The following is a 10322-nucleotide window of genomic DNA, read 5'->3' on the forward strand; positions in this document are numbered from 1 at the left end:
GGAGCATGAGTGCTGCGCAGCCCCTCGATCCCGTTGCCGACCAGATCCGCGCCGTCCTCGACGGCCGCTGGGCCGATGTGCGCCAGCGGTTGCGCGAGGATCCCGACTTCCCGGTGGCCGAGCCGGCGCTCGAGCTGGGTCTCGAGGAGCACCGGCAGCGCACCCTCGAGATGGTGACCACCCTGGGCGGCAGCGAGCTGGTCCGGGCCGGCCTGCCGTCCAAGGTGGGGGGCAGCAACGACGTCGGGGCAGCCGTCACCGGACTGGAGATGATCGGGTACGGCGACCTGTCCGTCTTCGTCAAGGCCGGCGTCCAGTTCGGCCTCTTCGGTGGTGCGATCGCCGCCCTCGGGACCGAGAGGCACCACGAGCGCTACCTGCCCGGCATGGCCGACCTGTCGCTGCCGGGGTGCTTCGCCATGACCGAGACCGGGCACGGCTCGGACGTGCAGTCGATCCTCACCACGGCGACGTATGACCCGGCAGAGGACGAACTGGTCGTCCACTCCCCTTCGCCCGCGGCCCGCAAGGACTACATCGGTGGCGCCGCGCGCGATGCCCGCCTCGCCGCCGTCTTCGCCCAGCTCGTCGTCGACGGGGAGAGCCACGGCGTGCACTGCGTGCTCGTGCCGATCCGCGACAAGTCGGGCGCGGCGATGCCCGGGGTGACGATCACCGACTGCGGCTCCAAGATGGGGCTGCGCGGTGTCGACAACGGCCGGCTGATGTTCGACCAGGTCCGCGTGCCGCGCGACAACCTGCTCGACAAGTACGGCGCCATCGACGACTCCGGGCGCTACAGCTCCCCGATCGAGAACATCAACCGGCGCTTCTTCACGATGCTCGGCACGCTCGTGCGCGGACGCGTGACGGTCGGCGCCGGGGCCGGCGCGGCCGCCCGCAGCGCCCTGGCCCTAGCCATCCGCTACGGGATGCAGCGCACGCAGTTCCACCACCCCGACGGCGACCGCGAGGTCGTCATCCTCGACTACCGCGGCCACCAGCGCGAGCTGCTGCCGCGCCTCGCCCGCTCCTATGCCCTCGCCCTGGCGCAGAACGCCCTCGTCGAAAAGATGGCCGCCATCGCGAGCGGCGAGATCGACTCGGAGCACGAGCAGCGCGAGCTCGAGTCCCGCGCCGCGGGGATCAAGGCGGTCACGACCGACCATGCGACCGACACGATCCAGGCCTGCCGTGAGGCCTGCGGCGGCGCCGGGTACATGAGCCTCAACCGGTTCACCGACCTCAAGGCCGACACCGACGTCTTCGCGACCTTCGAGGGCGACAACACCGTGCTGCTGCAGCTGCTCGCCAAGGGCATGCTCACCAACTACAAGACGGAGTTCACCGAGCTCGACACGCGCGGCGCCATCCTCTTCGGCGCCCGTCAGGTGACGACCTCGGTCATCGAGCACACGATCGGTGGCTCGCTCATCCAGCGGCTGATCTCCGGCGCTCCGGGCAAGGACGGCGACGACGCGCTGCTCGACCGCGGCGGTCAGCTCGCCCTCTTCGAGGACCGCGAGCAGCACATGACCGAGACCCTCGCGATGCGGCTGCGCAGGGCCGGTGACGACGACGCGGACGCCTTCGCGGTCTTCAACGACGCGCAGGACCACCTGCTCGACACCGCTCGCGCGCACGTCGACCGGATCGCGCTCGAGGCCTTCGTCACCGCCATCGACACCACGCCGGAGGGCCTCGGGCGCGACCTGCTCGCCAAGGTCTGCGACCTCTACGTCTTCAGCACCGTCGAGGCCAACCGTGCCTGGTACATCGAGCACGGTCGCCTCAGCTCCAGCCAGTCGAAGGCGGTCATCGCCCGGACCAACGAGCTGCTCGGCGAGATCCGCCCCTACGCCGGCACCCTCGTCGACGCCTTCGCCATCCCGGACGCCTGGCTGACGACCGAGATGATGGCGGACCTGGCCGAGTTCTGACCCGGCGCCCCGCACGAACTGTGCCTGGCTCCTAGCGGGCGCGGGCGACTCTCCCTTCGTCCCAGACGGGACCGTCGGTCTCCCGCACGCGTCCGTCGGCCCCGTAGACGAGGAAACGGTCGAAGCCGCGAGCGAACCACCGGTCGTGGGTCACCGCGAGCACCGTGCCGGTGAAGGCGTCCAGGCCCTCCTCGAGCGCCTCGGCCGACTCGACGTCGAGGTTGTCGGTCGGCTCGTCGAGGAGCAGCAGGGTCGCGCCGGAGAGCTCGAGCAGCAGGATCTGGAACCGTGCCTGCTGCCCACCCGAGAGCGACTCGAAGGTCTGCTCACCGGCGTGCGCCAGCTCGTAGCGGTCGAGCACCCGGCTGGCCGCCTCGCGGCCCATCCCGTTGCGGTGGTCGTCGCCGCGGTGGAGGATCTGGAGCAGGGTGCGCCCGATGAGCTCGGGGTGCTCGTGGGTCTGGACGAACCAGCCCGGCCGCACGCGGGCGCCCAGACGTGCGCGTCCGGTGTGCTGGACGGGCTCGATGACCGCTTCGCCGACCGGCAGGTTCTCCGGCTCGGGATCGCTGCCGCCCGCGGCGAGCAGCCGCAGGAAGTGCGACTTGCCCGACCCGTTGGACCCGAGCACAGCCACCCGCTCGCCGTACCAGACCTCGAGGTCGAAGGGCCGCATCAGGCCGGTCAGCTCGAGGTCCTCGCAGACGACGGCCCGCTTGCCGGTGCGTCCGCCGTGCAGGCGCATCGTCACCTTTTGCTCGCGCGGCTGCTCGGTCGGCGGGCCCTCCGCCTCGAACCGCTCGAGACGCGTGCGCGCCGACTGGTAGCGCGTGGCCATGTCGGAGTTGTACTTCGACTTCTGCTTGTACATGAGCACCAGGGCCTTGAGCTTGGCGTGCTCCTCGTCCCACCGCTTGCGCAGCTCCTCGAAGCGCGCGAAGCGCTCCTGCCGCGCCTCGTGGTAGCTGCCGAAGCCTCCCGGGTGGGTCCACACGCGGTTGCCCGCGCTCCCCAGCTCGACGGTCACCACGCGGGTCGCGGTGTTGGCGAGCAGCTCGCGGTCATGGCTGATGTAGAGGATCGTCTTGTCGCTCGCCCGGATCTGCTCCTCCATCCAGATCTTGCCCGGCACGTCGAGGTAGTTGTCCGGCTCGTCGAGCAGCAGCACCTCGTCGGGCCCGCGCAGCAGGTACTCGAGGACGAGCCGCTTCTGCTCGCCGCCCGAGAGCGTCGACAGCTCCCGGTACTTGCACCGCTCGAAGGGAACGCCCAGCGCGGCCGTCGTGCACACGTCCCACACGACCTCCTGGTCGTACCCGCCGGCGTCCGCGTAGTCGGACAGGGCTGCCGCATAGCGCATCTGGGTGCGCTCGTCCTCGGTCTCCATCAGGGCCAGCTCGAGCCGGTCGATCTCGGCGGCGGCGTTGCGCACGGCGCGCGGGGCGACCGACAGCAGCAGGTCGGCGACCGTGGGTCGCTCTCCCAGCCCGGCACCCACGTGCTGGCGCATCACCCCGAGCCCGCCCGTGCGGGAGACGGACCCGGCGTGAGGCGTCAGCTCGCCCGTGACGATCCGCATGAGCGTGGTCTTGCCGGCGCCGTTGGCCCCGACGAGCGCGACCTTGGCGCCCTCACCGACGCGGAAGGAGACCTCGTCGAGCAGCACGCGCCCGTCCGAGAGCTCGTACCTGACACCGGCGACGTCGACATGTCCCACGAAGGGGAATCCTCCCCGATCCCCCCGGTGTCACCAAGCGGATATCCGCACCTCACGCTCCCTGAGGCGGCCGCCCGCGGCCGTCGCCCCGGTCCCTGAGGAGGCCGCCCGCGGCCGTCTCGAAGGGTCAGCGCACCTCGAGGATGCGGTGCTCCTTGATCGACATGACGAGCGCGATGATCCAGCCGATGACGGTCCAGCCGAGGAGCAGGTTGACCCAGAAGACCGACCACGCGTTGCGGTTGCCGCGCACGGCCGCGATGGCCCACGGGAGCATGTAGCCGGCGGTGACGATGGCGACGATGATCGCCACCGGGGCGCTGACGACTCGGGTCTTCTGGTCGGTGACGATGCGTGCCATGGCCCCAAGCCTAGGGTCAGAGCCTGATCGTCCCCTCCATGAGCGTGGTGACGGCGCCGCCGACCCGCACCTCGCCGCCCTCGTCGGCGGTCAGGGCCAGCACGCCGGCGCGCCCGATGCAGCCGCCCTGGGTCACGGTCCAGCGGCGCGGGACCTCCCCTTCGCCCGCGAGCCACTGGGCGATGCCGGCGTTGAGGCTGCCGGTCACCGGGTCCTCGCCGACGCCGAGACCGGGGACGAAGGCCCGCGTCTCGTAGAGGTGCTCGCCGCCCTCGTCGTGCCAGCCGATGACGCCGACCTTGGCATCGGGTGCCTGCGACCAGTCCGGTCGCAGGTCGCGCACGTGCTCGGCCGAAGGGAGGCGCACCGCGGCCCAGCCCGGGCCGTTGTCGACCCACTGGTGGGCGACGACGTCGGCGCGGTCGACGCCCAGCGCGCCGACGAGACGGTAGAGCTCGGTGTCGTCGAGCGGACCGGTGCGCACGAGGGGCGGTGCCGTGAAGGCCAGCTCGCTCCCCGAGCGGTGGACGTCGACGAGACCCGCGCCGCACTCCTGCACGATGCGGTCGCTCTGGCGTGGTGAGCCGCCGTGCGCCAGCCAGGCGTGCGCGGTCCCGAGCGTCGGGTGACCGGCGAAGGGGAGCTCGCCGCCGGGGGTCAAGATGCGCACCCGGTAGTCGGCCTCGGGCGTCGTCGGCGGCAGGACGAAGGTCGTCTCGGACAGGTTGGTCCAGCGCGCAACGTCCTGCATCGCTGCGTCGTCGACGCCCTCGGCGTCGAGGATGACGGCGAGCGGGTTGCCGGCGTAGGGCCGGGTCCCGAAGACGTCGACCTGGGTGAAGGCACGGGAGCGGAGCATCGCAGTCCTCTCGTCGGGGTGGCCCCATCCTCCCAGGCCGGGCGACGCTCGACATCATGGGGGCATGACCGCCGACCCCGTGTACCTCGACCACAACGCGACGACGCCGATCGCCCGCGAGGTCGCCGAGGCGGTGTGGCCGCACCTGACGCAGGACTTCGGCAACCCGTCGAGCGCCTCGGTGCAGGGTCGGCGTGCTCGGGCGGCGGTCGACCACGCCCGCGAGCAGGTCGCGGCACTCGTCGGTGCCGAGCCGGACGAGATCGTCTTCACCTCGGGTGGGACAGAGGCCAACAACATCGCGATCCGGGGCGCCGCTCGGCACCTCGCGACCCGCGTGGCCGTCACCTCGTGCGTCGAGCACCCTGCGACGGCTGCGCCCCTGGCGCACCTGCGGGAGCACCACGGCTGGCGGGTGCACGAGCTGCCGGTCGACGGCGCGTGCCGGGTCGTGCTGGACGAGATGCCCTCCGGCGCAGTCGGTCTCGGCACGCTGATCCTCGCGCACAACGAGACAGGTGCGATCCAGCCGGTGCCCGAGCTCGCCGAGCGGGTCCACCGGCTGGGTGGCCTGGTCCACGCCGACGCGGCCCAGGCCGTCGGCAAGATCCCGGTCGCCGTCGACGACCTCGGTGTCGACCTGCTGTCGATCGCGGGGCACAAGCTCTACGGGCCGAAGGGGGTCGGGGCCCTCTACGTGCGGCGCGGCACCCGCGTCGCGCCGGTCGTCCTCGGTGCCGGGCAGGAGGGTGGCCTGCGGCCGGGGACGGAGAACGTCGCGCTGATCGTGGGCCTCGGCGTGGCCGCCGAACTGGCCGCGAAGGTTCTCGCGACCGAGGTCGAACGCCAGTCCGCCCTACGAGAGGCGTTGTGGGACAAGCTCGCCCGTGCCGTGCCGGGACTGGTGCGGGTGTCGCCCGAGCAGGCCTGTCTGCCCAACACCCTGATGGTTGCCCTGCCGGGCCGCGTCGGTGCGCACGTCCTCGAGGCGGTCGGCGACGTGTCAGCCTCGACCGGCAGCGCCTGCCACGCGGGCGTGCACTCCCCCAACGCCGCCCTGCTCGCCATGGGACTCGACGCCGACACCGCGCTCGGTGCGCTCCGCCTCTCCCTCGGCCGGTCGACGAGCATTGCGGACGTCGAGTCCGCGGCCACCGCACTCGCCCGGGGACTCGGCGGATGAGCGCGCCCGCATGGCTTGGCCCGGTGGTGCGGTCCTACCGCATGACGCCGGCCCCCTTCGACATCGCGGTCGCGGTCGTCGTCAGCTTCGCCCCTTGTGCGGCTCTCCTCTCCGAGGGCGGCCGCGAACGGTGGGCCTGGGCCGGCTTCGGGACCCTCGTCGTCGGCACGCTCGCCGTCGCGTGGATCGTGTGGTCGACCTCCTCGACGCTCCACCTGCACGCCCACGGCGTCGCCCTCCGCCGGATCGGGGAGCGCCACGACATCCCCGACGGCTCGATCCACCCCGCGTCGATCGCCACCTACAGCGACATCTCGGGAGTGGTGTCGGTCGTGAGGCGTGTGGTGCCGCACGACTGGCACATCCACCCGACGTCGACCGGGGCCATCTCCTTCGTCGGTCCGTCGCCGGGTGCCGTCCGTGGGCCGGGGTTCACCCCGCCTCCTGCTCCGGGTGACGGCTTCGTCCTCTTCGCCTCACGCCGTGCGGAGGAGATCGCGCACGAGCTGCGGGTGGCGCTCGTCGCCCACGGGGTGCCTCAGCACCTGGCCTGGTGGTCGACGTCCACAGGACCGCTCGAGCCGGGCGGTTTCGTCAGCGCGGCGCGCGACGAGATGCCCGGCTACCGGGCCGACTGGCGTCCCTGAGCGACCGTCAGCCGCCACAGCGACGTGACCTCGGCGCGCCGCGCAGCGTGCAGGGCGTCCTTGGCGTCGCTCGCCCTGCTGTGGCGGGGCACCGTCTCGAGCCGGTCGACGACCTCGAGCCCCGCGTCGTCGATGAGCCCGAGCAGCTCCTCCCGGGCGCGCAGGCCGAGGTGCTCGGCGAGGTCGGAGATGACCAACCAGCCTTCGCCGCCCGGCTCGAGGTGCTCGGCCAGGCCGGCGAGGAAGCGCCGTAGCATGTCCGAGCCTGGGTCGTAGATGCCCGCCTCGAGGTCCGAGGTCGGCTCCCCGGGCAGCCACGGCGGGTTGCACACGACGAGGTCGGCCCGACCGTCCGGGTAGAGGTCCGCCTCGACGGCCTCGACCCGCTCGCCGACGCCCAGCCGCTGGGCGTTGTCACGGGCACAGGCCACGGCCCGCGGGTTGATGTCGGTGGCGACGACCCGCTCGACGCCCCGCTGGGCCAGGACGACGGCGAGCACTCCCGTGCCGGTGCCGAGGTCGAAGGCGGTGCTCGGGACCGGCTGCGCCAGAGGCGCATTGGCCACGAGGTCGATGTACTCGCCGCGGACCGGGGAGAAGACGCCGTAGGCCGGGTGGATGCTCGCCCCGAGCGCCGGGACGTGCACCCCCTTCGTCTGCCACTGGTGGGCACCGATGACGCCGAGGAGCTCGCTCAGGGCAACCACCATGGGGCCGGTACCGGGGCCGTAGGCGGCCCAGCAGGCTTCGCGCACGTCGGGGGCCCGCCGCAGGTCGAGGGACCGGTCGTGCCCCAGCTCGACGACGAGGTGCGCCATGAGGGTGGCCCGCTGGGTGCGCTCGGCCCGGTGCCCGGCGAAGGTCGCCTCGCCGCGCTGCCGTCGCGGCGCACGGCGCTCGATGCGACGGTCCATGGCCTTCAGCAGCTGGCGGGCGTTGTGGTAGTCACCGCGCCAGAGGATCGCGGTACCGCGGGAGGCGAGCCGCATCGCCGCGTCGGCCGTCATGGTGTCGTCGGCGACGACGACCCGCCCCGGGACGGGCGCCCCGCTCTCGGAGTGCCACTCGGCCTCGTGGTCACGGTCGCGCTCGACCCAGCGGATGGTCTCCATGGTGCGGCGAGTCTACGGTCGGCACCTCACATCCGGCGGGGCCGGCGCGACTACCGTGCGATGACGATGAAGATTCCCTTCGAGCAGGCCGTCGAGCAGCACGGTGAGACCGTGCTGCGGGTCTGCCGCGCCGTCCTCGGGCCTGGCCCGGACGCCGACGACGCGTGGTCCGAGACCTTCGTGGCCGCGCTCACCGCCTGGCCGGACCTGCCCGAGGAGACCAATGTCGAGGCCTGGCTGGTGCGCGTCTCGCAGCGCAAGGCGATCGACGTGACGAGGGCGCGTGCCCGGCACGCCGTGCCCACCGACCGGCTCCCCGAGCGGGTGTCGCGGCGGGGCAACCCCGGTGACGACGCGCACCGCGTGTGGTCGTCCGTGGCGGCCCTGCCGGAGCGTCAGCGCCTGGCGGTCGCCTACCACTACCTCGGCGGCCTGCCGCACGCCGAGACGGCCGAGATCATCGGCGGCACACCGGAGGTCGTGCGCCGGGCCGCCTCCGACGGCATCAGGAGCCTGAGACGACAGCACTCCGGCGAAGACGCGACAGGAGCACCACGATGAACCCCACGACCTTCCCCATCGAGCCCGGCGCCATGGCCGACCTGCGCGCGCGCCTGGCCGAGCGCGCCGACGAGCTGACGCTGCTCGACATCGCCTACCGCACGATCGACTCCCCCGTCGGCCCGCTGCTGCTGGCCGCCACCGAGACAGGCCTGGTCCGCGTCGCCTTCGAGCGCGAGGGCTTCGACGGGGTCCTCGAGTCGCTCGCGACCAGGGTCAGCCCCCGGGTGCTGCAGGCGCCGCGACGGCTGGACACGGCCGCCGCCGAGCTCGACGAGTACTTCGCCGGCACGCGACGGGCCTTCGACCTGCCCCTGGACCTCACGCTCTCCTCAGGCTTCCGCCAGGTGGTGCAGCGCTACCTGCCGCACATCGGCTACGGGCACACGCAGACCTACACGGAGGTCGCCGAGACCGTGGGCAACCCCCGGGCGGTCCGCGCGGTCGGCACGGCGTGCGCGACCAACCCGCTGCCGGTCGTCGTGCCCTGCCACCGGGTGCTGCGCACCGACGGCAGGATGGGCGGCTACCTCGGCGGTCTCGACGCCAAGCGGACCCTGCTGGAGCTGGAGGGCGCGGCATGAGCGCGGCTGACGACCCCGGCATACGTCGAGTCCTTCAACAGCCGCATCCGCGACGAATGCCTCAACATCAACATCTTCTGGTCCCTTGCACACGCCAAGGTCGTCATCAGCGACTGGAAAGAGGACTACAACCACCGCCGACGACACAGCTCGCTCGGCTACCAGGCCCCAGCGGTCTACGCTGCTGCCTGCACCCATCGATGAACTCTCAACCGATCTGGATCAGTTCTTGGGGTCCGTCCAAACCTGCAGCAACGTAGCGAGACAGCCCACTCGCCGCGCAAACACTCACGCGCTATGTCTGAGGAGGAGGCTCCAGATGGTCCACGTTCCTAGGGCACCATCACGTGACGCACAGGCCTGGGCCATGCGCCGGTTCCAGCAGCTGGAACCAACAGCCAACGCCGTGAGTCTCCGGGCGACGCGCCTGCGACCAGAGACCGCCCGCAACGACAGGTGGAGTTCATGAAGGCCTCACCAGGGACTTGGCGAGAAGTAGCTTCGCGCGACGAGTTGCGCGCGCTTGTTCCCCATCCCAACACGCGCAACGCGAACAAGGTGCGGAGACGGCTCGATGCCATGGACCGGGCATTCTTGGACGCATCATCGTTCTGGCTGGTAGCTACCTCCTCCGAGGATGGGCGCTGCGACGTCTCACCCAAGGGCGACCCCGCAGGATCGGTTCTCGTCCTCGACGAACAGACACTGGCGCTGCCAGATCGACCCGGGAACCGTCGTATGGACGGTTACTTGGACCTGCTGGAGAACCCGCATGTTGGGTTGCTCTTCCTCATCCCGGGCCGCGGCGACACTTTGCGCGTGAACGGCCGAGCGAAGCTTGTCAGCGACGCGCCGTTCTTCGACAACATGGTTGTCGAGGGGCATCGTCCGCGGTTGGTGCTAGTCGTCGAGGTCGAAGAGGTCTTCTACCATTGCTCCAAGGCGTTTCTCCGGTCGCGGATGTGGCAACCGGGGGATTGGGATCCAGATCGCGCCCCGAGCCGTGCCGAGATTGCGAAGGCGCTCGAGAGGCCAGAAGAAAGCCTGGAAGACCTAGAGCGGTACTACGGCCCTTCCTACGGAGAGAATCTGTACTGCGACTGAGCATCGAGCGCAGCTCGATGCTAGGTGGCACTTCGGATCAAGCGATTGATCAAAAGGTCGAGCCCAAGTAGGCGCACGATCCAGGGGTGAACATGGGCGCTCGATGTAGCGCCTGCCGTTAGGACGTCAGTGCCAGCGACTCGCGTTCATGGCCAGGCCTTGGTCATTGGCCCTGGAAAGCCTCAACATCAACATCTTCTGGTCCCTTGCACACGCCAAAGTCGTCATCAGCGACTGGAAAGAGGACTACAACC

Annotated in this window: 10 protein-coding genes and 1 pseudogene; 7 read left to right on the forward strand and 4 right to left on the reverse strand. The window is 71.0% G+C overall.

Going from position 1 to position 10322, the window contains the following annotated elements; translation table 11 throughout:
- Positions 1-5: 5 nt before the first annotated feature.
- Positions 6-1940: an acyl-CoA dehydrogenase family protein gene (locus JAN01S_RS07560; protein ID WP_068316086.1), complete on the forward strand. Its 1935-nt coding sequence runs from the start codon at positions 6-8 to the stop codon at positions 1938-1940.
- Between the two features lie 31 nt (positions 1941-1971).
- Here the strand turns inward: JAN01S_RS07560 and JAN01S_RS07565 are convergent, their stop codons facing one another.
- From JAN01S_RS07565 to JAN01S_RS07575, 3 genes are all read right to left on the reverse strand, one after another.
- Entirely contained in the window at positions 1972-3657 is a 1686-nt protein-coding gene (locus tag JAN01S_RS07565) for an ABC-F family ATP-binding cassette domain-containing protein (RefSeq protein WP_068316046.1), read from the reverse strand.
- A gap of 127 nt (positions 3658-3784) precedes the next feature.
- Positions 3785-4018: a superinfection immunity protein gene (locus tag JAN01S_RS07570; RefSeq protein ID WP_068316049.1), complete on the reverse strand. Its 234-nt coding sequence runs from the start codon at positions 4016-4018 to the stop codon at positions 3785-3787.
- Between the two features lie 16 nt (positions 4019-4034).
- Entirely contained in the window at positions 4035-4877 is an 843-nt protein-coding gene (locus tag JAN01S_RS07575; protein ID WP_068316052.1) for a PhzF family phenazine biosynthesis protein, read from the reverse strand.
- Positions 4878-4941: 64 nt separating this feature from the next.
- On the opposite strand from JAN01S_RS07575, the gene JAN01S_RS07580 reads away from it, so the two are divergent.
- Both JAN01S_RS07580 and JAN01S_RS07585 read left to right on the forward strand, forming a co-directional pair.
- Complete coding sequence (locus JAN01S_RS07580; RefSeq protein ID WP_068316056.1) at positions 4942-6060, forward strand: cysteine desulfurase family protein; 1119 nt, start codon at positions 4942-4944, stop codon at positions 6058-6060.
- Positions 6057-6707, forward strand: coding sequence for a hypothetical protein (locus JAN01S_RS07585; protein ID WP_157075649.1), 651 nt, complete (start codon positions 6057-6059; stop codon positions 6705-6707). The genes JAN01S_RS07580 and JAN01S_RS07585 overlap by 4 nt, the downstream gene beginning before the upstream one ends.
- Here the strand turns inward: JAN01S_RS07585 and JAN01S_RS07590 are convergent.
- Positions 6683-7819, reverse strand: coding sequence for a class I SAM-dependent methyltransferase (locus tag JAN01S_RS07590; RefSeq protein WP_068316063.1), 1137 nt, complete (start codon positions 7817-7819; stop codon positions 6683-6685). The two genes, JAN01S_RS07585 and JAN01S_RS07590, sit on opposite strands and share 25 nt — an antisense overlap.
- A 66-nt stretch (positions 7820-7885) precedes the next feature.
- On the opposite strand from JAN01S_RS07590, the gene JAN01S_RS07595 reads away from it, so the two are divergent.
- The 4 genes and pseudogenes from JAN01S_RS07595 to JAN01S_RS07605 all read left to right on the forward strand — a co-directional run bounded on the left by JAN01S_RS07595 (position 7886) and on the right by JAN01S_RS07605 (position 10068).
- A complete protein-coding gene (locus JAN01S_RS07595; protein ID WP_068316089.1) occupies positions 7886-8380 on the forward strand; it encodes an RNA polymerase sigma factor in 495 nt (164 codons plus the stop codon).
- Positions 8377-8964: a methylated-DNA--[protein]-cysteine S-methyltransferase gene (locus JAN01S_RS07600; protein WP_068316066.1), complete on the forward strand. Its 588-nt coding sequence runs from the start codon at positions 8377-8379 to the stop codon at positions 8962-8964. The genes JAN01S_RS07595 and JAN01S_RS07600 overlap by 4 nt, the downstream gene beginning before the upstream one ends.
- A 21-nt stretch (positions 8965-8985) precedes the next feature.
- Positions 8986-9168: pseudogene (locus tag JAN01S_RS16605) on the forward strand (integrase core domain-containing protein); the annotation flags it as partial.
- Positions 9169-9429: 261 nt separating this feature from the next.
- Complete coding sequence (locus tag JAN01S_RS07605) at positions 9430-10068, forward strand: MSMEG_1061 family FMN-dependent PPOX-type flavoprotein (protein ID WP_068316092.1); 639 nt, start codon at positions 9430-9432, stop codon at positions 10066-10068.
- Positions 10069-10322: the final 254 nt, after the last annotated feature.

Source organism: Janibacter anophelis NBRC 107843 (assembly GCF_001570945.1).
Taxonomy (GTDB): domain Bacteria; phylum Actinomycetota; class Actinomycetes; order Actinomycetales; family Dermatophilaceae; genus Janibacter; species Janibacter anophelis.